The sequence below is a fragment of the Paracoccus sp. 08 genome, from assembly GCF_024105395.1.
In the GTDB taxonomy this organism is placed as follows: domain Bacteria; phylum Pseudomonadota; class Alphaproteobacteria; order Rhodobacterales; family Rhodobacteraceae; genus Paracoccus; species Paracoccus marcusii.
On the sequence record NZ_WEKR01000077.1, the window covers coordinates 1 to 19,887 of the forward strand.

Sequence of the window (19,887 nt, forward strand, 5' to 3'; positions counted from 1 at the left end):
GCGCCGCAGTCGTCGCCCCGGCCGCCGCGCCACGCCCTGTGCCTGTCCGGCTCCGAGGGGGATACCGACCTCCTGCCCTTGGCCAACAGCCACGCGGTGGTGATCCGTCAGGATGACAGCTGGGAAAGCTTTGCGGGGCGGCTGTTCCGGCCCTGGGTCCATGTCATTTCGATGGCGCAGGACGGGTCCGACCTGCCGGACCGGCTGGCCTGGGCCCGCGCAAACCCGGACGCCTGCCGGCAGATGTCGCGCAAGGCGCGCAGGCTGTGCCATGCCCTGGCCGATCCTGCCGGGCGCAGGCTGCATCTGGCACAGGTGCTGGCCGATTACCGCCGCGCCACGGGCCAGGACTAGCGGCGCGGAAAGACGAAGACCCGGTCGCGGCGCAGCATCAGCCACATCGGCGTCCCCGCAGGCGGCAGGAACACCCCCGGCACCGTCGCGTTCAGCGCGATGCCGCCCGCATCGGTCGCGAACTCGACCAGCGATTCACGACCCAGATAGCGGGCCCGCGTGACCCGCGCCAGCGCGGCGCTGCCGTTTTCGGCGGTGGGGGCGGGGCCCTGTCCGGCGCGGTCGAAATCCATCTTCAGGTGCTGGGGCCGGATGACGATGTCGACCTCTGCCCCCTCGGGCAGGCCGGGGGTCAGGAACTGGCCGAAGGGCGTGTCGGTCAGCGCGCCCTGCACCCGTCCCGTCAGCACGTTGATGTCGCTGAAAAACCCCGCCGCCAGCCGGTCCACCGGCGCGTTGTAGAGGTTGTAGGGCGCGCCCTGCTGCACGATCCGGCCCCCCCGCATCAGCAGGATCTGATCGGCCATGCGCATCGCCTCGTGCGGCTCGTGGGTGACCAGCAGGACGGCGGTGCCCTCATCCTTCAGCAGGGCCAGCGTCTCGTCGCGGATGCCGTCGCGCAGGCGCTCGTCCAGGCCGCTGAACGGCTCGTCCATCAACAGGACGCGCGGCCGCGGGGCCAGGGCGCGCGCCAGGGCCACGCGCTGCTGCTCTCCGCCGGACAGCTCATGCGGATAGCTGTCGATATGGGCGGTCATGCGCACGCGGTCCAGCAGCTCGGCCACGCGGTCGCGGTTGGCCTTCCAGCCGCCGGCCAGGCCGAATGCCACGTTCTCGCGCACGGGCAGATGCGGGAACAGCGCGAAGTCCTGGAACATCAGCCCGATCGCGCGGCGTTCGGGCGGGATGCGGAACTGGGTGTCGCAGACCAGTTGGCCGTCGACGAAGATCCGCCCCCGGTCCTGCATGTCGACGCCCGCCACGATGCGCAGCGTGGTCGATTTGCCGCAGCCCGACGGGCCCAGCAGGCAGGCCACCTGGCCCGCCTCGACCTGGAAGCTGACATCGTCCACCACCGCCTGCCCGTCGAATCGGCGGGTCAGTCCCTGAACTTCCAGGCGGGGGGGCACGGTCACGGGCGATCCTTGGCGTTTTGGTCGGGGTTGCGTATCAGGCGCGCCCCCGCCTCGCAACAGGGCCTCAGACCGTGACGTTCAACGCGCCGCCGTCCAGCAGCACGTTCTGCCCGACGATGAACCGCGCCTGCTGGCTGCACAGAAACGCGCAGGTCGCGCCGAAATCGGCAGCCGTGCCATAGGTGCCGGTGGGGATGGTCGCCTGCCGCTGTGCGCGGGCCTGATCGACGGTGATGCCCTGCGCGGACGCCACGCCGCCATCCAGGCTGTCGGCTCGGTCGGTCGCGTGGATGCCGGGCAGCAGGTTGTTCACGCAGACGCCCTTGCCGGCGACCTGGCGCGACATGCCGGCCACGAACCCGGTCAGTCCGGTGCGCGCCGTGTTGGACAGCCCCAGAACCGAGATCGGCGACCGCACCGATGCCGAGGTGATGTTCACGACCCGGCCCCATCCGCGGTCCATCATGCCCGGCACCAGCGCCTGCATCAGGGCGATGGCCGACAGCATGTTGGCGTCGATGGCACGGATGAAATCGTCGCGCGTCCAGTCCTGCCAGTCGCCCGGCGGAGGGCCGCCCGCATTGGTGACCAGGATGTCGGCATGGCCAACGGCGGCCAGCACGCGGGCGCGGCCCTCCTCGGTCGTGATGTCGGCGGCGACCGGAGTGACCTCGACGCCATGCCGTTCAGCGATCTCGCGGGCGGTCCGGGTGATCTCGGCCTCGGTGCGGGCGTTGATGACCAGGTTCACGCCGGCCTCGGCCAGCGCCTCGGCGCAGCCGCGCCCCAACCCCTTGGACGCCGCACAGACCAGCGCCCGTTTGCCCTTGATCCCCAGATCCATCGTGTTCTCCCTCTGCGTTCGACGCGCAGGAAACGCGGGCGGGGCGGCATTGTCAAACGCGATGACGGCGGCGATGCGCGGCGGGGCGCAGCCCCGCGGCAAGGAAGGGGCCTCGACGGCCCCGCCCTTGCCCCATGCTCACTCCGCGATGGCCTCGCGGATCGCGCGCATGTTCGCGCCATAGACGTCGGGCCGGTCCACCGACCCGCCCTTGAAGACCGCCGATCCCGCGACCAGCACGTCGGCCCCGGCCTGCGCCACCAGCGGCGCCGTCGCCGGGTCCACCCCGCCGTCCACCTGAATATGGATCGGCCGATCGCCGATCATCCCGCGCAGGCGGGCGATCTTGTCGACTTGGCTGTGGATGAACTTCTGCCCGCCGAAACCGGGGTTCACCGTCATCACAAGCACCATGTCGCACAGGTCCAGCAGGTATTCGACTGCCTCGACCGGGGTGCCGGGGTTCAGCGCGATCCCGGCCCTTTTGCCCGTCGCGCGGATCGCCTGCAGGGTGCGGTGCGGATGCGGCCCGGCCTCGACATGGGCGGTGATCATGTCGGCCCCCGCCTCGGCATAGGCCTCGATATAGGCGTCGACCGGGGCGATCATCAGATGCACGTCCATGACCGTCTTCACATGCGGGCGGAACGCCTTGACCGCCGGGGGGCCGAAGGTCAGGTTCGGCACGAAATGCCCGTCCATCACGTCGACATGCACCCAGTCGGCGCCCTGCGCCTCGATGGCGCGGATCTCGGCCCCGAAATTGGCGAAATCGGCGGACAGGATCGATGGGGCGATCTTGATCGTGCGGTCGAAATCCATGGCGCTCTCCAGTCTGTTCGGGCGGGGTTCACTCCGCTGCGGCCTGCCTGCTGGCGCGGTCCACGTCAAGACCGCCTTCGAAGACCCGGCTGGCGCGGATGTCCGGCGCGCTCAGCGTGGACAGGGCGGCGGCGTCCAGCGGCCCCTGCGCCTCGGTGAACAGACGGTTCGCCTGCCGCAGCCTGGCGCGGTCCAGCGCGTTCCGGATCGACCGGGCGTTCGCGAAATGCGGCTGCGTGCGCCGCGCGGCGATGTACTGGCCCATCGCGGTGCGGGCCGCGTCGTCCAGGCGGTAATTCTGCCGCGCCAGCATGCCTTCGCAGATGTGCAGCAGCTCGTCGTCGCTGTAGTCGGGAAACTCGATGTGGTGGGCGATCCGCGACCGGAACCCGGGGTTCGAGGCAAAGAACCGGTCCATCCGGTCGTCATAGCCCGCCAGGATCACCACCAGGTCGTCGCGGTTGTTCTCCATCACCTGCAGCAGGATCTCGATCGCCTCCTGCCCATAGTCGCGCTCGTTCTCGGCCCGGTAGAGGTAATACGCCTCGTCGATGAACAGCACGCCCCCCATCGCCTTCTTCAGGACCTCCTTGGTCTTGGGCGCGGTATGGCCGATGTACTGGCCCACCAGGTCGTCGCGCGTGACGGTCACCAGGTGCCCCTTGCGGACATAGCCCAGCCTGTGCAGCAGCGTGGCCATCTTCAGCGCAACGGTCGTCTTGCCCGTGCCGGGATTGCCGGTGAAGCTCATGTGCAGCGTCGGCGTCTCGGTCGCCAGGCCAAGCCGCCGCCGCGCCCGGTCGACCAGCAGCAGGGCCGCCGTCTCGCGGATGCGCGCCTTGACGGGGGCCAGGCCCACCAGCTCCTGGTCCAGCTCGGCCAGGACCTCGGCCACGCCGCTGTCGGCAAAGTCCCGGGCAAGGTCGACATGGGTCGGGACATCTTCGGTCATCATGCACCTCTTTCGTGGAATGCGTCCGGGCGATGGGAGGACACCGCCCGGACCTGGCCCTGCGGAGGAGCAACCTCTCAGGGATAGCGTGCGCCCTCGGGCTCGCGCATGGCATAGCTCTCGATGCTGTATCGGACCGTCCGGCCCTCACCCTCCTGGCGCACCAGCCGAAAGCCCGGTTCCACCGCCGGTCGGTTCACGATCATCGCCATGCGGATCGATTCCCATCCGGGCGAGGCATCGAAGGCGATGACGCGGATATAGACGCCGCCATGCACCTTGCGGCATTCGTTGACCTCGAACACCACCGCCGCTGCGTCGGGATTGTCGAACATCGGGTGGCCCCACATCTCCCAATAGGTGTTCCGGGGATGCGGATCGTCGGTGTATTCGACCGACACCGCCCAACCCCTGTCGATGGCGTACTGGGCCTGCACGCGGATGTCGTCATCCGACAGGTCGGGCAGGAAGCTGAACTGGCCTTGTGTCATCTTCATGGCTCTGGCTCCTCAGTGGGACACTTCGGGGGTGGGCGCGAAATCGGGCGCATCGGTCGAGGCATAGTCGAAGCTGACGTCCTTCCAGACATCCAGGGCCTGCTTCAGCGGCGTGCAGGTGCGGGCGGCATCGCGCAGGATGTCCTCGCCCTCGTTCCAGATGTCGCGGCCCGAATTGCGCGCGAACACCATCGCCTCCAGCGCGACGCGGTTGGCCTGCGCGCCGGCGGCGATGCCGTGGGGGTGGCCGATCGTGCCGCCGCCGAACTGCAGCACGACATCCTCGCCCAGGTAATGCAGCAGCTGGTGCATCTGGCCGGCATGGATGCCGCCCGACGCCACCGGCATCATCTTGTTCAGGCTGGCCCAGTCCTGGTCGAAGAAGATCCCGTTCTCCAGCGCCATGGGATTCCGCTCCTCGCGGAAGATGTCGTAATATCCCCTGGTGGTCGCCGGATCGCCCTCCAGCTTGCCCACGACGGTGCCTGCGTGCAGGTGGTCGACGCCGGCCAGGCGCATCCATTTCGCGATCACGCGAAAGCTGACGCCGTGGCTGCGCTGGCGGGTATAGGTCGAATGCCCGGCCCGGTGCAGGTGCAGGATCATGTCGTTGTCGCGCGCCCATTTGGCCATCGACTGGATCGCGGTGTACCCGATCACCAGGTCGATCATCACGATCACCGACCCAAGCGATTTCGCGAACTCGGCCCGCGCGTACATCTCCTCCATCGTGCCGGCGGTGACGTTCAGGTACGTCCCCTTGACCTCTCCGGTCGCGGCACTGGCGCGGTTCACCGCCTCCATGCAGTACAGGAACCGGTCGCGCCAATGCATGAAGGGCTGGCTGTTGATGTTCTCGTCGTCCTTGGTGAAATCAAGACCGCCCTTCAGCGCCTCATAGACGACGCGGCCATAGTTCCGGCCCGACAGGCCCAGCTTGGGCTTGACCGTGGCACCCAGCAGCGGGCGGCCATAGCAGTTCAGGCGCTCGCGCTCGACCACGATGCCGGTGGCGGGACCCTGGAACGTCTTCACATAGGCCACGGGCAGGCGCATGTCCTCCAGCCGCAGGGCCTTCAGCGGCTTGAAGCCGAAGACGTTGCCGATGATCGACGCGGTCAGGTTGGCGATGCTGCCCCCCTCGAACAGGTCCAGGTCATAGGCGATGTAGGCAAAGAACTCTCCGGGGCCGTTGGGGACGGGATCCACGCGATAGGCCTTGGCGCGGTACTTGTCGCAGGCGGTCAGCCGGTCGGTCCAGACCACGGTCCAGGTCGCGGTGCTGCTTTCGCCCGCCACCGCCGCCGCGGCCTCGACCGCGTCCACCCCGTCCTGCGGCGTGATGCGGAACAGCGCGATGATGTCGGTGTCCTTGGGGGTATAGTCCGGCTCCCAGTATCCCATCTGCGCGTATTTCAGCACCCCGGCAGAGTACCGCTTTTTCGCGTCCAACTTGGCTGGCATCTCGTTCATGGTCAGTCCTCCGTGAAAGGGTTAGGCGCGCTTGGCGTCATGGGTCAGGCGCAGGATCATCGGCGTCAGGATCAGCTGCATCGCCAGGTCCATCTTGGGGCCGGGCACGACGATCGAGTTGGCGCGGCTCATCCAGGATCCGTCGATCATCTGGGTCAGATAGGGAAAATCGATGCCCCTCGGGTTGCGGAACCGGATCACCACCAGGCTTTCGTCGGCCGTGGGGATCCAGCGCGCGATGAACGGGTTCGACGTGTCGACGACCGGCACGCGCTGGAAATTGATGTCCGTCTGGGTGAACTGGGGACAGATGCAGTGCACATAGGCGTGCATGCGCCGCAGGATGGTGTCGGTCACGGCCTCGGTCGAATAGCCGCGCTGGGCGCTGTCGCGGTGGATCTTCTGGATCCATTCCAGATTGATCACCGGCACCACGCCGATCTTCAGGTCGGCCAGCGCGGCCAGGTTGACGGTGTCGTTGGCCACCGCCCCGTGCAGCCCCTCATAGAACAGCAGGTCGCTGCCGTCGGGAAAGGGTGCCCAGTCCGTGAAGGTGCCGGGCGAGGTGCCCCATCGTTCCGCCTCGCGGTCGTCATGGACGTAATGGCGGGTCTGGCCGCGCCCCGTTTCGCCATAGACGCGAAAGATCTCCTCCAGTGCCTGCAGTTCGTTGGCGTCGAAGCTGAAATGGCTGAAGGTCGCGTCGCCCGCGGCCAGCCGCGCGGCCAGTTCGGCCTTCATCGCGGCGCGGTCATAGCGGTGGAAGGCATCGCCCTCGATGCTGACGGCGGTGATGCCCTCGCGGCGAAAGATCTGGTCGAAGGTCGACTTGACCGTCGTGGTGCCCGCGCCCGAACTGCCGGTGACCGAGATGATAGGATGCTTGTGGCTCATGGGGTCCTCAGGTGCGGAACAGGCCGCGATGGCCGAACAGGGCCGACACCTCGGCCTCGGGCAGATCGTGATAGGCGGCGACGCGGTCGACCTTGTCGATGCAGCCGAAGACCAGCGGCGTGCGGCTGTCGAACCCGGTGATCACCGCGTCCAGGATCGGCAGCGCGCCGTCCGTTGCCCGTCCCCCGGCCTGTTCGATCAGGAACGCGATGGGCGCCGCCTGGTGCAGCATCGACAGGCTGCCTCGCGCATGCCCCGACCGCGCATCGGCGGGCGCCAGGTAGATGCCGCCGCGCATCAGGATCCGATGCGCCTCGGCCACCAGCGACGGGGTCCAGCGCAGGTCGATGGTCCGTCCGCGCGGGCCCTGAACGCCGGCCAGGCAGTCGTCGACATAGGCCCGCACAGGGCGCGGCCAGTGGCGGTACTGCGACATGTCGATGGCCAGGTCGCGCACGGTGTCGGGCAGGGTGGCCCGCGCCCGTTCGATGGCGAAGGCCCACCCGTCCAGCGCCTGCACCTGCACGCCGTCGCCGCAGGTCAGCACCATCAGGCAGCGCGGTCCGTGCATCACGTATCCCGCCGCCCGCATCTGCCGCGCGGGGCGCAGAAAGCTGTCCTCGGCCGTGGCCGCCGCGTCGAAGATCGCGAACAGGGTGCCCGTGGGGGCATTGGCATCAGGCTGGTCGGGCGGCGAATGCGCGATGGCCAGGGCCAGCGCGCCCTGCGGATCGCCCCCTTCGGGCGTGGCCTGATCCGCCCGGCTGATCCAGCGCAGCCCCTTGCCTCGCAGCGCAGCCCCCGTGGCCAGGTGGCGCGCCAGATCATCCAGGCAGGCGTGCAGATCGGCCGGGATCAGGTCCGTGTCGATGGTCGCTTCGGTCATCGTCCCCTCCCCGGCACGAGTGCTGCCAAGGGACATTGACAGGCGACCGCGTTTCGGAAAATTTAATAAGGCGAAAGACGCATTCAGGAAAACTTAAGATGCGCCATGATGCCGTCACCCTGCGCCAATTGCGCGCCCTGCGCGCGGTCGCCGACAGCGGCAGCCTGACCCTGGCCGCGGCGCAGCTGGGCCTCAGCCCGCCCGCCATTCACAGTCAGCTGAAATCGCTGGAAGATCTGGCTGGGGCGCCGTTGCTGCAGCGCGCCGAGCACGGGGCGTTTCGCGCCACCGCACAGGGTCGTGCCCTGCTGATGGCAGAGGCCCAGATCGCCACCGCACTGGCCCGCGCCGGGCGCGAGGTCGCGTCCCTGGCCCAGGGGCACAGCGGCAACGTGGTCCTGGGGGTGGTGTCCACCGGCAAGTATTTCGCGCCGTTCCTGGTCGCCACGCTGCAACGCGCCCTGCCGCGGATCGAAGTGACGCTGCGGATCGGCAACCGCGACGCGATCCTGGCCGCGCTGGCCGCGGATGAGCTGGACCTGGCGATCATGGGCCGCCCGCCGCGCGAACCCGCCGTGATCGCCGCCCCCATCGGGCCGCATCCGCACATCATCATCGCGGCACCCGACCATCCGCTGGCGGCCCAGGACCCGGTGATGCCGATGGACCTGCTGTCCCAGACCTTCCTGTCGCGCGAGGAGGGGTCCGGCACCCGCATCCTGATGACCCGCTTTCTGGACCGCATCGGCGAAGGCACGCCCTGGCGCGCGACCGAGATGGGCACGAACGAGACGATCAAGCAGGCGGTGATCGCGGGCCTGGGCATCGCGCTAATCTCTCAGCATACCTGCACCGAGGAATTGCGCACCGGCCGTCTGGTCGCGCTGCAGGCCATCGGCCTGCCCATCCAGCGCAGCTGGTACCTGCTGCACCGCGCCGACCGCGCGCCCAGCCCGACCACCGAACGCATCCGCGCGGCCATCGCGGGTCTTGGCGGCAGCTTCCTGCCGCGTCTGGAGGGGCGCGGCTGATCTTGCCGGTTCCGAGTCATGTTGTCGTGCGGCCGTCGCCCAGACAAATACGAACGGCCCGCCGCGATGGCGGGCCGTTCCCCTAATCCACCGACACCGCCCCTCAAGTCCACCGACACCGCCCCTCAAGGCTGATCCGTCAGCCGGCGTCGCGCAGGGCCGTGACCTCTCCCGCCGGGGCAGAGGCGCCGCCTTCGAACACGACCCGCCCGCCGCTGGCGTCGAACTGCGCCTCGACGATGCGGGCATAGGCGCCGACCTTGCTCTCCAGGATCATCTCGCCGCCGCGCCGGCTCTCCAACGTAAAGCTGTACAGCCCGTCAGGCAGCTTGGTGTCGTCGGCGCTGCGGCCCAGCCAGTCGATCTGGCCCTCTCCGGGGCCGATCTCCTCGCGCGTGACCTCGCGACCCTGCGCGTCGCGGGTGACCAGCTGCACGCTGTCGGCCAGGGAATGCGGCACCACGTCCAGGGTGATGGCGTCGTCGCCGAACCAGACCGGGGCGGTGGTCCGCCCCTCCTTGCCGATCCAGCCCGCGATGCCCGCACCACCGGCCTGCCCGGCCATCTGCTCCAGGAACTTGTTGCTCAGCGCCGCCTGTTCGACCCCGGCGAACGTCGCCAGCTGGATCGCAAAGTCTGTGCTTTCCATGGGGTTCAGCGGGTCCTGGTTCTGCAGCTGCGCGGTCAGCATGGTCAGGAACGTCTGAAAGTCCCCTCCCGCGCCGGCGCCTGCGAACCCGCCTGCGCCTGCCGCAGAGGGGGTGGCCGCGGGAATCGTCACTGTCGGGCTGGTGATCGCGTCAACCATGAAAGGCTCCTATAATCTGATGTCCAGGCGGCGGTCGCTCAACGCGGTGGGCGACATGCGGACCCGCATGCGGGCGGCCGAAAGGGGAATGTCGTCGTCATCGCTGGCACGGCCCTGCGCAGGCTGGCTGTCGCTGCGGTCGTCGCGACGGAAATCCAGACTGCCCGCGGACACGCCTGCATCGGCCAGCTGCTGCGTCAGCAGGTCCGCGTTGCGGCGCACCAGGTCCAGCGTCTCGGGGCGCTCGGCCCAGATGGTGATCTGGCCGCGATCAGGGCCCGACATGACCAGGCGGATGCGGCCCAGCTCCTCGGGGGACAGGGCGATCTCGGTCCGGTCGCCACGGGTGCTGACCAGCGCGTCGGTGACCTGCTGCAGCACGGGGCGCGGATCGTGCGACGCAGCCTGCCAGCCGGACCCGGCAGCGGCGGTGGCCCGTGCGGCGGCGGGGGTGTGCGAATCGATGCCGAAGGGCAATTCGGCCAAGGTCTCGGCAAGGCCTGCGTGCAGGGCGATCTCGGACCGAGCGGCAGTGATCGGGTCGCGGGCCACCGTTGGCGCCGGACGGTCCGGTGCCGCCCGGTCGACCGGGGGCGGGGCGGCATTGATCGGGCCGGCATCGACGGGACGGGCGGTCGCGACGCTCTCGGTCGCCGGGATCGGACGGCCTAGGCGCGCCGGTGCGACAGGCTGGCCGCCGCCATGGATCGGGACCACCTCTGCGGCGTTTGCCCCAGGCAGGGTGGGGGTAGGGTTGGCGGCCTGCTGCGTGACGCCTGCAGCGACGATGGGGGTCGTGGTCGGCGCGACTGCGGTCTGCACAGCTGGCGCGTCCGCGGCATCAGTCGCAGCAGGGGTCGTCGGGTCGGTCGAATGCGGTGCCGTTGGAACCGCATCGCCGATCAGGCTCGCATCGGATGTCCCTGCGTCCACGGGCAGCAGGCTGGCCAAAGGATCGCCGCCCTGAATGTCGGCTGATTCGTCAATCTCGGGCGCTGGCAGCTGCGGAAGGCCTGCGGCCAGCGCCTCGATCGCGGGATCGGTGCCGGGCGGTGCGCTGAACTCTCCGCTGAAGCCCATCTGCTGCTGCAGCCATGCCGCAAGCGGGTGCTTCGGTGGTGTCGGCACTGCGGTCGCCGGGGCGGCTGGTACCATCGCGCCTGCCGACCAGACATCGAAACCCGATTCGCCCGTCACGGGAACAGGCGTCGCCGCATCGACGAAGGCATCGGCGCGTGCGGGCATGGGCGATATGATCTGGATGTCAGCCATGAAAAAGCCTCTTTGGGTTTTTTCCTGATTAGTCCTTATTCCTTACCAATTATTTACGACGCCCCGATATTTTGAATCCCATCGTCATATGCAGAGGGGACCGAATGCAGATCGAACCGATTATTCCCACGATGGCTCAAAAGCCCTCGTCCATGGCTGTCGCGAATCAACTTGAACAGGCATTTCTGGAGGAGATGCTGAAATATTGCGGTCCCGGCCCGTCCGAAGGCGCCTTTTCCGGCGGCGCCGGAGAGGAGCAGTTCTCCAGCTTCCTGACGCGCGAACATGCGGGGCTGCTGGCGGAACGCCTGGACCTGGGCTTTGCCGCCATGCTGGAGGGCCGCGCATGAGCCGCGCCCTGACCCGCCAGGTGGCCCAGATCCGCGGCGCGCTGATGGCCGGAAATGTCCAGGCAGCGCTGGCAGGATTGGACGAACTGACCCGCATCGCCGCGCGCAAGGGCATCGACACCCCCACCCGTGATCTGCTGGAGCCCGCCTTGGCCGACCTGCGTGCGCTGGCACAGGCCTCGCTCAAGGGCGCGCAGCAGGCGGCCGAACAGGTGCGCGCCATCGTGCAGGCCGCGCGCAGCCTGCAGACCTATGATTCCCTGGGTCAGCGCCACGTGAATGAAACCCGCGCGAATGCACCGCAAAGGTTTTGATAAAATGCGTCGGAAGGTTTGTTTGAGAGGAGGGCCGATATTCACTAGTTGTCAATAACCGGCCGCTAAACCGGAGACATGCCAGGGAAATGGCAAGGGCAACCGCCCGACAGGTCAGAAGGCCACAAGATGCAACCTGGGTGCAAAGCACCTTATATCGGAGGACACCATGTCCAGCATTCTGACCAACAACAGCGCCATGGTCGCGCTGCAGACCCTGAAGAGCATCAACTCGCAGCTGGGTAAAACCCAGTCCGACATCGCGACCGGCAAGACCGTCGCGAACGCCAAGGACAACGCTGCTGTCTGGGCGATCTCGAAAGTCATGGAAACCGACCAGTCGGCTGCGAAGACGATCCAGTCGAACTTGAATGTTGCAGATGCTACTGTTGGGACAGCCCGCCAAGGCGCCGAGCAAATCACCACTCTTCTGAAGGAGGTGAAGGACTTGGCTCTTGGTGCTACCGTCAGCACCGCAGACTTCGGTAAGATTGATACCGATATCGACGGAAAGTTGAGCCAGATCAACGCGATCATCACGGGTACGCAGATGAATGGCGTTAACTTGCTTCGAACCGCTGGTGCAGCCGCGGGTACCACTACGCTTACTGCCGTCGGTTCGCTTGACCGGACTGCCGCAGGCGGAACGACTGCGGCAAATACGATTACCGTGGCAACTGTGGATCTCCAGGCGAACCTCGGCATGGCAGCTAACGACGGTACGTCCACGCTGTTTACCGGTATCACTAACACGACGACTGCCGCCGCGATGGTGACCAACATCGAAACGATGATCAACTTTGCGGTTAACGGTGCTGCAACCCTCGGCTCTGCTGGCAAGCGTCTGAACGATCAGGCAAACTTTGTCGGAAAACTGTCGGATTCGTTGAAATCGGGCATTGGCTCGCTGGTTGACGCCGACATGGAGGAGTCGTCGGCTCGCCTTCAGGCCCTGCAGACCCAGCAGCAGCTGGGCATCCAGGCGCTGTCGATCGCCAACCAGGGTCCGTCGGCCGTCATGTCGCTGTTCCGCTGATAAGACCGACGGGCGCCCCAGGGGCGCCCGTCACCCCCTGAATATCATTCAGTCCCTGATCACACTCCAGAATGGGAAGCACGATCGTGAACGCGGTAACGCCACTGACCGAACATGGCTACAGGACATCCGCCATCCGCTCTCCGCGCGATGCCGAATACGACATCTTCTCGCGCGTCACGCGCATGCTGCGGCAGGCCCCGCGCAAGGCCGACAACACCGATACCATCCAGGCGGTGTACAAGAATTCCGAACTGTGGACGATCCTGGCAACCGACCTTGCCGATCCCGGCAACGGACTGCCTGATCAGGTCAAGGCCGGCCTGATCTCGCTGGCGGGATTTGCCATCCGCCACGGTCAGGCTGTGATGGCGGGCAGCGCCCAGACCGATCCGCTGATCGACATCAACATGACCGTCATGCGCGGTCTGCGCGGAGAGGGTGCACCATGAGCGGCCTTGTCCTCAAGCTGGCACCGAATGAACGCGTGCTGATCAACGGCGCGGTGATCGAGAACGGCGATCGCCGCACCAAGATCGCGATCAAGACACCCAACGTGAACGTCCTGCGCCTGCGCGATGCGATCCATCCCGACAGCGCCCAGACACCGGTGTCGCGCGCCATGTATGTCGCGCAGATGATCCTGTCCGGCGATGCCGAACCGTCCGAGGGCCGCCGGCAATTGCTGATCGCCATCGAACAATTGAGCCAGGTGTTCGACGATCGCGACAGCCGCCTGCTGTTGGCCGAGGCCAGTGCCGCCGCGGTCGATGCGAACGCCTATCAGGCGTTGCGCAAGCTGCGCGATCTGCTGCCTCGAGAGGCGCGGCTGTTCGCCGCCGCCCGGACGTGAGGGTATCATGACCATCTCTGTCGGCGCCACGGGCCTGCTGGGCTGGAAGATCGTCCAGCGAACCGAGGCCCGGCAGATCGAATCCGTCGCCCGCGACCCTGTGGTTCAGCGCAGCACGACCTACTTCCGTGACAACATCGCGGCCACCACCAAGGCCGAGGAGTTGGTCAAGGATTACCGCCTTTTGAGCACGACGCTTTCGGCCTTCGGGCTGGAGGCGGACCTGCCCAACAAGGCCTTCATCCAGAAAGTCCTGGAAAGTGATCCCGCGGACAAGTCGTCGCTGGTCAACCGTCTGGCCGACAAGCGCTATCTGCGCATGAACGAGGCGATGGGCTTTGGGTCGACGAAGCCCGCCAAGGATCTGGCCGACACCATCAGCACCGCCTTTGTGCAGCGTGAATTTGAACGGCGCATCGGTGAAAGCGACGACAACCTGCGTCTTAGCCTGAATGCCCGGCGCGAGGTGCAGGAGCTGGCAGGCCGCACCTCGACCGACCGGACCCTGTGGTTCGAGGTCATCGGCAACGCACCGCTGCGCAAGGTCTTTCAGGGCGCGTTCGGGTTCGGCGACAACTATGCCCGACTGCCGATCGACCGCCAGCTGGAGGAATACACCAAGGCCTCGGAGAGGCTGCTGGGCAGTTCCAGCTTCAAGGATATTTCCAAGCCCGAGAACGTGGAAAAGCTGATCCAGACCTTCATGGCGCGATCGCAGCTGACCACGTCGCCGACGGCCAATCGCTACAGCGCGGCGCTGACCTTGTTGCAGAACTTCTGACCCTGCGTCACCCTGGCGGCGGGCAAAGCCTGATTTCCACGCGCCAGCGGCCCGCCGCACCTTGCGCCCAAGGCGTGGCTGGCTATAACCCCGGACGATTTGCCGCGATCGATGCACGACCAGCCCGGGGGCCAGAACCATGCCGAAACGTACCGATATCAAGTCGATCCTGATCATCGGGGCAGGGCCCATCGTCATCGGGCAGGCCTGCGAGTTCGACTATTCCGGGGCCCAGGCCTGCAAGGCGCTGCGCGAGGAAGGTTACCGGGTCATCCTGGTGAACTCGAACCCGGCGACGATCATGACCGACCCGGAAATGGCCGATGCCACCTATATCGAGCCGATCACCCCCGAGATCGTCGAAAAGATTATTGCCAAGGAACGCCCCGACGCCTTGCTGCCGACGATGGGTGGTCAGACCGGGCTGAACACCGCGCTGGCCCTGGCCGACAGCGGCGCGTTGAACCGCTATGGGGTCGAGCTGATCGGCGCGCAGCGCAGCGCCATCGAGATGGCCGAGGACCGCAAGCTGTTCCGCGAGGCGATGGACCGCATCGGCCTGGAGAATCCCAAGGCCACGATCATCGCCGCCCCCAGGCTGGCATCGGGCAAGTACGACATCAATGCCGGCGTCAGCCAGGCGATGGACGCGCTGGAGGAGATCGGCCTGCCCGCGATCATCCGCCCGGCCTTTACCCTGGGCGGCACCGGCGGCGGCGTGGCCTATAACCGCGACGATTACGAACGCATCGTCCGGTCGGGCCTGGACGCCTCGCCCATGGCGCAGGTTCTGATCGACGAAAGCCTGCTGGGCTGGAAGGAATACGAGATGGAGGTCGTGCGGGATCGCAACGACAACGCCATCATCGTCTGCGCGATCGAGAACATCGACCCGATGGGCGTGCATACCGGTGACAGCATGACCGTCGCCCCGGCCCTGACCCTGACCGACCGCGAATACCAGATCATGCGCACGGCCAGCATCGCGGTCCTGCGCGAGATCGGCGTCGAGACCGGCGGTTCCAACGTGCAATGGGCGGTGAACCCCGCCGACGGCCGCATGGTCGTGATCGAGATGAACCCCCGCGTATCGCGGTCGTCCGCGCTGGCCTCTAAGGCCACCGGCTTCCCGATCGCCAAGATCGCCGCGAAGCTGGCGGTGGGATACACGCTGGACGAGTTGGACAACGACATCACCCGCGTCACGCCCGCCAGCTTCGAGCCCAGCATCGACTATGTCGTGACCAAGATCCCGCGCTTTGCGTTCGAGAAGTTTCCGGGCAGCAAGCCCGACCTGACCACCGCGATGAAGTCCGTAGGCGAGGTCATGGCGATCGGCCGCAGCTTCCACGAATCGCTGCAGAAGGCGCTGGCCTCGATGGAGAACGGCCTGACCGGCCTGGACGAGATCGCCATCGAGGGCGCGTCCGAGCAGGGCAAGCCCGCCGTCATCGCTGCTCTGTCCAAGGCCACCCCCGACCGCATCCGCGTCATCGCCGAGGCGATGCGGTTCGGCCTGTCGGATGACGAGATCCATCGCGTCACCAGCTTTGATCCGTGGTTCCTGGCCCGCATCCGCGAGATCATCGATGTCGAGCATCAGATCCGCGAGAACGGCCTGCCGACCGATGCCGACGGGATGCGCCGCATCAAGATGATGGGCTTTACCGATGCCCGCCTGGCCCACCTGACCAAGACCGACGAGACCACGGCGCGCCGCGCCCGGCGCAACCTGGACATCCGCCCGGTGTTCAAGCGCATCGACACCTGCGCGGCCGAGTTCGAGGCCCAGACCCCCTACATGTATTCCACCTACGAGGCGCCCGCGATGGGCGACGTGGAATGCGAATCCCGCCCCACCGATGCGAAAAAGGTCGTCATCCTGGGCGGCGGTCCGAACCGCATCGGCCAGGGGATCGAGTTCGACTATTGCTGCTGCCACGCCTGCTATGCGCTGACCAAGGCGGGCTACGAGACGATCATGATCAACTGCAACCCCGAGACGGTCAGCACCGATTACGACACCTCGGACCGGCTGTATTTCGAACCGCTGACCTTCGAACACGTGCTGGAGATCCTGCATACCGAACAGCAGAACGGTACCCTGCACGGCGTCATCGTCCAGTTCGGCGGCCAGACGCCGCTGAAGCTCGCCAATGCGCTGCAGGACGAGGGTATCCCGATCCTGGGCACGACCCCCGACGCCATCGACCTGGCCGAGGACCGCGAGCGGTTCCAGCGCCTGCTGCAGGATCTGGGCCTCAAGCAACCGATCAACGGCATCGCCAGCAGCGACGCCCAAGCCATCGAGATCGCCGAGCGTATCGGCTTTCCGCTGGTCATCCGCCCGTCCTATGTCCTGGGCGGCCGCGCGATGGAGATCGTGCGCGACATGGACCACCTGCGCCGCTACATCACCGAGGCCGTGACGGTCAGCGGGAAAAGTCCGGTCCTGCTGGACAGCTATCTGTCCGGCGCGATCGAGGTCGACGTCGACGCCCTGTGCGACGGCGAGACCGTCCATGTCGCGGGCATCATGGAGCATATCGAGGAGGCCGGCGTCCATTCGGGCGACAGTGCCTGTTCGCTGCCGCCCCACACGCTGGATGCAGCGACCGTCGCGGAACTCAAGGTCCAGACCACGGCCATGGCCCGTGCGCTTAAGGTCAAGGGCCTGATGAACGTACAGTTCGCCCTGAAGGACGGAGAGATCTTCGTGCTGGAGGTCAACCCGCGCGCCAGCCGCACCGTGCCCTTCGTCGCCAAGGCCACGGACAGCGCCATTGCCTCGATCGCCGCGCGGCTGATGGCGGGCGAGCCCATGTCGAACTTCCCCGCGCGTGCGCCCTATCCCGAAGGCGTTGGCCCGGAAACCGACCTGCCCTTTGCCGACCCGATGACGCTGGCCGACCCGATCACGCCCTGGTTCTCGGTCAAGGAGGCCGTGCTGCCCTTCGCCCGCTTCCCCGGCGTCGACACGCTGCTGGGGCCGGAAATGCGCTCGACCGGCGAAGTCATGGGCTGGGACCGCAACTTCGCGCGCGCCTTCCTCAAGGCGCAGATGGGCGCGGGCACCGACCTGCCGACCACCGGCCGCGTCTTCCTGTCCGTCAAGGATGCCGACAAGACGCCCGCCCTGGCGCAGGCCGCCCGCGACCTGGTGACGATGGGCTTCGATCTGGTCGCGACCTCGGGCACCGCCGATTTCCTCGACGCGCAGGGCGTGGCATCCACCCGCGTGAACAAGGTCTATGAAGGCCGCCCGAACATCGTCGATCGCCTCAAGAACGACGAGATCGCCATGGTCCTGAACACGACCGAAGGCGTCCAGGCTATCGCCGACAGCCGCGACATCCGCGCCGTCGCCCTCTACGACAAGATCCCCTATTTCACGACCGCCGCAGGCAGCATCGCCGCCGTGGCGGCGATCAAGTCGCGGGAGGAAGGGGAAGTCGGGGTGAGATCGCTGCAGGCTTAAATTTTGAAAGCTTTACGTCATGCATGCGGGGATCAGCCTAATGGGCAAGTTGATCCTCGCCAGCCTTGGTAAATTCTTCTATCAACTATTTTACCGTAGTAGCCAATAGAGGTTAGCGTAAGCGCCTCTACTAGCCATTGAATTAGCAGCCAGCATTCGTGCAACTGGACGCCGTTAGGGCTGAAATTTAGATCTTGATGCACTATTTTGTTTCTAAAAAAGCTAATGATTTGGAATCCATCCATATTCTGTCGGCTTTTCGACAAAAGCTTTAGCTCGGCGCTGTGTTCCATGAGGTCGTTAGTTAACCGCATAAATTTAAATGCGGCTCTGGCTTTGTCACTAAATATATTGGCCCTCTCGCTAAGTAATGCTCTGGACCAGCCAGCTTCATGCTCGAGTATATAGTTCACAATCGCTTCTAATGCGCTATGGGCTGCGATAACTGACATCTCAATTGAGATATCGCGAGAGGCATTCGATGCCCGATAGAACTCCAATGTTTGTCGAAGAGCGCGCCGATGAAGGTCAGATCTACGGGCGAAACTAAACTTCAAAAAAATCTCAGGCAGATGTTCCTGGATCCCTTCGTCAAACCACGTTGTCTGAACCTTATTTTCGTCGTATCGAGTGAATCCTATTATTTCTGCGGCAAGTCCGTTTGTGGCGTCGTACGCTTCGATGTTGCCAAGGCCACAAAACTGACCTTTGGCGAATGATATAAACTCATGGAACTCTAAATAGTGTTCAAGCAGGCGCTCAGAATCACCAGGATGATCGGTGCGAATGCGAAGGAATGTCCCTCCACTATCTTTATCAAATTGTACTGAGAAACAGTTTCCACTGCAGTCCGTAAGGTCGATGTTTTTTATAATCATCTCGGGAGGGCTAGCAATGATCGCCGAACCTGAGGTGAATTGTTTTGCGTAAATAAGGCTAATCGGCCTTCTCTTAGGGACAACTATAACTGAATTTTGATCTCCGTGGAAGGAGTGTGCGAGTTTACTTGCAAGCACCTCAAATCTTCGTCCGTCAGGTCCAACTAGTTCTATCTTGCTTTTAAGGAGATCGCCGTGGCTGTCGGGATTTCCATCAGGGAAAATTGCCCCGATATGAAAGGTAAGTCGCCCAGATCTTTCCTTGAATAACGGGACTACCGCAGCGCCAAGACTCCTGCCATCGATCAAAACATCCTTTAAAGCAAATTTTCGCACTTTATCCATGACGATCTATCTTTGCCTTTTTAATTTTGCGCAGCCTCATCGTATTGACCACCAGCGTCAACGTCACGCAAGAACAACTTGGATTTCTAATGTAGGGCGTAAATCGAGGGCTTACCGTTTCACAACCCCCTCCGCCCCTTCATCTCCTCCAGTAACGCCCGCTTCCCCGCCGCACTCATCCGCCGAGGCCCCTCCATCGGCACCCCCGGCCCGCCCGGGGGCAGCGGCGTCTCGCCCATCTCGGCCCAGGCTGCGTCCTCGGCGCGCTGCAGGTCGCCGAATTCAGGGCGGGGGCCGTCCAGACTCTCAGCCTCGCGGCGCTTGAGGTAATCCATCGTCTCGGCCCCCTCGATCAGCCCCGCCAGCCGCGCATGCATCCAGGCCGCCATCAGCCGGTTGACCCGCACCTGCCAATCCGGCCCCATGGATCGAAAGAACGCCACCACATCCGCATCCAGCCGCAGCGTGACGCGCGTCTTGGGCGCCGTGCCCTTTTCCTGCGCGATGCGGTGCCATTCGTCGGGGATGCGCATCCGCGCCATGACGGTGCTGTGCAGGTCCCATTCCAGCATCCGCATCGCGTCGGCCATATAGTGGTAATTCGCGCGCCTTGTGCCTTCGGCCTTGGTGACGGTCATGATGCCTCCGCAGGATCAACGGCCCCCAGACTGCCGCCCGACCGTTAACGACGCCTTAAGACCGCATGTCTTTTTCATCGGCCCGCGCGTGATGGATCAGCCTGTATTCTGATCGCATGGCGGCAGGTGCCGTCGTTTTTGCGATGGAGAAAGGCATGACGAGCGAACAGTCAACGATCTATGTTGGAATCGACGTTTCCAAGGACAAACTCGCGGTTGCGATAGCCGGTGGTGAACGTCGTGATGACGTCCTGAGCCTAGGCACGTTCGAGAACACTCCTGCCAGTGTCAGCAAGCTGCTGAAG

General features: G+C 65.4%; 20 protein-coding genes and 1 pseudogene. 9 read left to right on the plus strand and 12 right to left on the minus strand.

Features of this window, described 5'->3' with window-relative positions; translation table 11 throughout:
• A pseudogene (locus GBO37_RS21295) lies at positions 1 to 354 on the plus strand (hypothetical protein); the annotation flags it as partial.
• Here GBO37_RS21295 and GBO37_RS21300 read toward each other — a convergent pair.
• The 8 genes from GBO37_RS21300 to GBO37_RS21335 all read right to left on the minus strand — a co-directional run bounded on the left by GBO37_RS21300 (position 351) and on the right by GBO37_RS21335 (position 7,798).
• On the minus strand, positions 351 to 1,430 hold the full coding sequence (locus GBO37_RS21300) for an ABC transporter ATP-binding protein (RefSeq protein ID WP_045982329.1): 1,080 nt from the start codon (positions 1,428 to 1,430) through the stop codon (positions 351 to 353). The pseudogene GBO37_RS21295 and the gene GBO37_RS21300 sit on opposite strands and share 4 nt — an antisense overlap.
• 64 nt (positions 1,431 to 1,494) lie before the next feature.
• Positions 1,495 to 2,274, minus strand: a complete 780-nt coding sequence (locus tag GBO37_RS21305) for an SDR family oxidoreductase (RefSeq protein ID WP_045982353.1) — start codon at positions 2,272 to 2,274, stop codon at positions 1,495 to 1,497.
• A gap of 138 nt (positions 2,275 to 2,412) precedes the next feature.
• Positions 2,413 to 3,096, minus strand: coding sequence for a ribulose-phosphate 3-epimerase (rpe, locus tag GBO37_RS21310; protein ID WP_252930721.1), 684 nt, complete (start codon positions 3,094 to 3,096; stop codon positions 2,413 to 2,415).
• Positions 3,097 to 3,124: 28 nt separating this feature from the next.
• Complete coding sequence (gene cbbX / locus GBO37_RS21315; RefSeq protein ID WP_371927667.1) at positions 3,125 to 4,051, minus strand: CbbX protein; 927 nt, start codon at positions 4,049 to 4,051, stop codon at positions 3,125 to 3,127.
• A 74-nt stretch (positions 4,052 to 4,125) separates the two neighbouring features.
• A complete protein-coding gene (locus GBO37_RS21320; RefSeq protein WP_045982330.1) occupies positions 4,126 to 4,545 on the minus strand; it encodes a ribulose bisphosphate carboxylase small subunit in 420 nt (139 codons plus the stop codon).
• Between the two features lie 12 nt (positions 4,546 to 4,557).
• The gene (locus tag GBO37_RS21325; protein ID WP_045982331.1) at positions 4,558 to 6,018 is read right to left on the minus strand and encodes a form I ribulose bisphosphate carboxylase large subunit; all 1,461 of its coding nucleotides are present in this window, start codon (positions 6,016 to 6,018) and stop codon (positions 4,558 to 4,560) included.
• A gap of 21 nt (positions 6,019 to 6,039) precedes the next feature.
• Positions 6,040 to 6,912, minus strand: coding sequence for a phosphoribulokinase (locus GBO37_RS21330; protein ID WP_252930722.1), 873 nt, complete (start codon positions 6,910 to 6,912; stop codon positions 6,040 to 6,042).
• Positions 6,913 to 6,919: 7 nt separating this feature from the next.
• Positions 6,920 to 7,798, minus strand: coding sequence for a fructose-bisphosphatase class I (locus tag GBO37_RS21335; RefSeq protein WP_252930723.1), 879 nt, complete (start codon positions 7,796 to 7,798; stop codon positions 6,920 to 6,922).
• 98 nt (positions 7,799 to 7,896) lie between these two features.
• Between GBO37_RS21335 and cbbR the strand changes: the two genes are divergently transcribed.
• Positions 7,897 to 8,829 carry a LysR family regulator CbbR gene (cbbR, locus tag GBO37_RS21340; RefSeq protein WP_252930724.1) on the plus strand — a complete coding sequence of 311 codons (933 nt, stop codon included), beginning with the start codon at positions 7,897 to 7,899 and terminating at the stop codon, positions 8,827 to 8,829.
• Positions 8,830 to 8,968: 139 nt separating this feature from the next.
• On the opposite strand, the gene GBO37_RS21345 is transcribed toward cbbR, so the two are convergent.
• Positions 8,969 to 9,637 carry a flagellar hook capping FlgD N-terminal domain-containing protein gene (locus GBO37_RS21345; protein WP_045982334.1) on the minus strand — a complete coding sequence of 223 codons (669 nt, stop codon included), beginning with the start codon at positions 9,635 to 9,637 and terminating at the stop codon, positions 8,969 to 8,971.
• Between the two features lie 9 nt (positions 9,638 to 9,646).
• Positions 9,647 to 10,909, minus strand: coding sequence for a flagellar hook-length control protein FliK (locus tag GBO37_RS21350; protein WP_252930725.1), 1,263 nt, complete (start codon positions 10,907 to 10,909; stop codon positions 9,647 to 9,649).
• A 152-nt stretch (positions 10,910 to 11,061) separates the two neighbouring features.
• Between GBO37_RS21350 and GBO37_RS21355 the strand changes: the two genes are divergently transcribed.
• The 7 genes from GBO37_RS21355 (at position 11,062) to carB (ending at position 17,721) form a co-directional block, all read left to right on the plus strand.
• Positions 11,062 to 11,259, plus strand: a complete 198-nt coding sequence (locus GBO37_RS21355; RefSeq protein WP_245008396.1) for a rod-binding protein — start codon at positions 11,062 to 11,064, stop codon at positions 11,257 to 11,259.
• Entirely contained in the window at positions 11,256 to 11,573 is a 318-nt protein-coding gene (locus tag GBO37_RS21360) for a hypothetical protein (RefSeq protein ID WP_252930726.1), read from the plus strand. Before GBO37_RS21355 ends, GBO37_RS21360 begins: the two co-directional genes overlap by 4 nt.
• A 169-nt stretch (positions 11,574 to 11,742) precedes the next feature.
• Positions 11,743 to 12,609, plus strand: a complete 867-nt coding sequence (locus tag GBO37_RS21365; RefSeq protein ID WP_252930727.1) for a flagellin — start codon at positions 11,743 to 11,745, stop codon at positions 12,607 to 12,609.
• Positions 12,610 to 12,680: 71 nt separating this feature from the next.
• Positions 12,681 to 13,061 carry a flagellar biosynthesis regulator FlaF gene (flaF, locus tag GBO37_RS21370; RefSeq protein ID WP_252930728.1) on the plus strand — a complete coding sequence of 127 codons (381 nt, stop codon included), beginning with the start codon at positions 12,681 to 12,683 and terminating at the stop codon, positions 13,059 to 13,061.
• Positions 13,058 to 13,462: a flagellar biosynthesis repressor FlbT gene (gene flbT, locus GBO37_RS21375; protein WP_045982339.1), complete on the plus strand. Its 405-nt coding sequence runs from the start codon at positions 13,058 to 13,060 to the stop codon at positions 13,460 to 13,462. Before flaF ends, flbT begins: the two co-directional genes overlap by 4 nt.
• Before the next feature lie 7 nt (positions 13,463 to 13,469).
• A complete protein-coding gene (locus GBO37_RS21380) occupies positions 13,470 to 14,243 on the plus strand; it encodes a DUF1217 domain-containing protein (protein ID WP_176695146.1) in 774 nt (257 codons plus the stop codon).
• A gap of 139 nt (positions 14,244 to 14,382) precedes the next feature.
• Positions 14,383 to 17,721 carry a carbamoyl-phosphate synthase large subunit gene (gene carB / locus GBO37_RS21385; RefSeq protein WP_127897600.1) on the plus strand — a complete coding sequence of 1,113 codons (3,339 nt, stop codon included), beginning with the start codon at positions 14,383 to 14,385 and terminating at the stop codon, positions 17,719 to 17,721.
• Between the two features lie 32 nt (positions 17,722 to 17,753).
• Here the strand turns inward: carB and GBO37_RS21390 are convergent, their stop codons facing one another.
• Together GBO37_RS21390 and GBO37_RS21395 are read right to left on the minus strand one after the other, a co-directional pair.
• Positions 17,754 to 18,944 (minus strand): hypothetical protein, encoded by a 1,191-nt coding sequence (locus GBO37_RS21390; RefSeq protein ID WP_252930729.1) that lies wholly within the window; start codon positions 18,942 to 18,944, stop codon positions 17,754 to 17,756.
• A gap of 119 nt (positions 18,945 to 19,063) precedes the next feature.
• Positions 19,064 to 19,582: a BrnA antitoxin family protein gene (locus GBO37_RS21395; protein ID WP_252930730.1), complete on the minus strand. Its 519-nt coding sequence runs from the start codon at positions 19,580 to 19,582 to the stop codon at positions 19,064 to 19,066.
• Positions 19,583 to 19,887 lie beyond the last annotated feature (305 nt).

Excerpts from the sequence above, each read along its gene's own strand:
- GBO37_RS21305 (WP_045982353.1), bottom strand. The coding sequence starts at position 2,274 with ATGGATCTGGGGATCAAGGGCAAACGGGCGCTGGTCTGTGCGGCGTCC.
- rpe (WP_252930721.1), bottom strand. The coding sequence starts at position 3,096 with ATGGATTTCGACCGCACGATCAAGATCGCCCCATCGATCCTGTCCGCC.
- cbbX (WP_371927667.1), bottom strand. The coding sequence starts at position 4,051 with ATGATGACCGAAGATGTCCCGACCCATGTCGACCTTGCCCGGGACTTT.
- GBO37_RS21320 (WP_045982330.1), bottom strand. The coding sequence starts at position 4,545 with ATGAAGATGACACAAGGCCAGTTCAGCTTCCTGCCCGACCTGTCGGAT.
- GBO37_RS21325 (WP_045982331.1), bottom strand. The coding sequence starts at position 6,018 with ATGAACGAGATGCCAGCCAAGTTGGACGCGAAAAAGCGGTACTCTGCC.
- GBO37_RS21330 (WP_252930722.1), bottom strand. The coding sequence starts at position 6,912 with ATGAGCCACAAGCATCCTATCATCTCGGTCACCGGCAGTTCGGGCGCG.
- GBO37_RS21335 (WP_252930723.1), bottom strand. The coding sequence starts at position 7,798 with ATGACCGAAGCGACCATCGACACGGACCTGATCCCGGCCGATCTGCAC.
- cbbR (WP_252930724.1), top strand. The coding sequence starts at position 7,897 with ATGCGCCATGATGCCGTCACCCTGCGCCAATTGCGCGCCCTGCGCGCG.
- GBO37_RS21345 (WP_045982334.1), bottom strand. The coding sequence starts at position 9,637 with ATGGTTGACGCGATCACCAGCCCGACAGTGACGATTCCCGCGGCCACC.
- GBO37_RS21350 (WP_252930725.1), bottom strand. The coding sequence starts at position 10,909 with ATGGCTGACATCCAGATCATATCGCCCATGCCCGCACGCGCCGATGCC.
- GBO37_RS21355 (WP_245008396.1), top strand. The coding sequence starts at position 11,062 with ATGGCTGTCGCGAATCAACTTGAACAGGCATTTCTGGAGGAGATGCTG.
- GBO37_RS21360 (WP_252930726.1), top strand. The coding sequence starts at position 11,256 with ATGAGCCGCGCCCTGACCCGCCAGGTGGCCCAGATCCGCGGCGCGCTG.
- GBO37_RS21365 (WP_252930727.1), top strand. The coding sequence starts at position 11,743 with ATGTCCAGCATTCTGACCAACAACAGCGCCATGGTCGCGCTGCAGACC.
- flaF (WP_252930728.1), top strand. The coding sequence starts at position 12,681 with ATGGGAAGCACGATCGTGAACGCGGTAACGCCACTGACCGAACATGGC.
- flbT (WP_045982339.1), top strand. The coding sequence starts at position 13,058 with ATGAGCGGCCTTGTCCTCAAGCTGGCACCGAATGAACGCGTGCTGATC.
- GBO37_RS21380 (WP_176695146.1), top strand. The coding sequence starts at position 13,470 with ATGACCATCTCTGTCGGCGCCACGGGCCTGCTGGGCTGGAAGATCGTC.
- carB (WP_127897600.1), top strand. The coding sequence starts at position 14,383 with ATGCCGAAACGTACCGATATCAAGTCGATCCTGATCATCGGGGCAGGG.
- GBO37_RS21390 (WP_252930729.1), bottom strand. The coding sequence starts at position 18,944 with ATGGATAAAGTGCGAAAATTTGCTTTAAAGGATGTTTTGATCGATGGC.
- GBO37_RS21395 (WP_252930730.1), bottom strand. The coding sequence starts at position 19,582 with ATGACCGTCACCAAGGCCGAAGGCACAAGGCGCGCGAATTACCACTAT.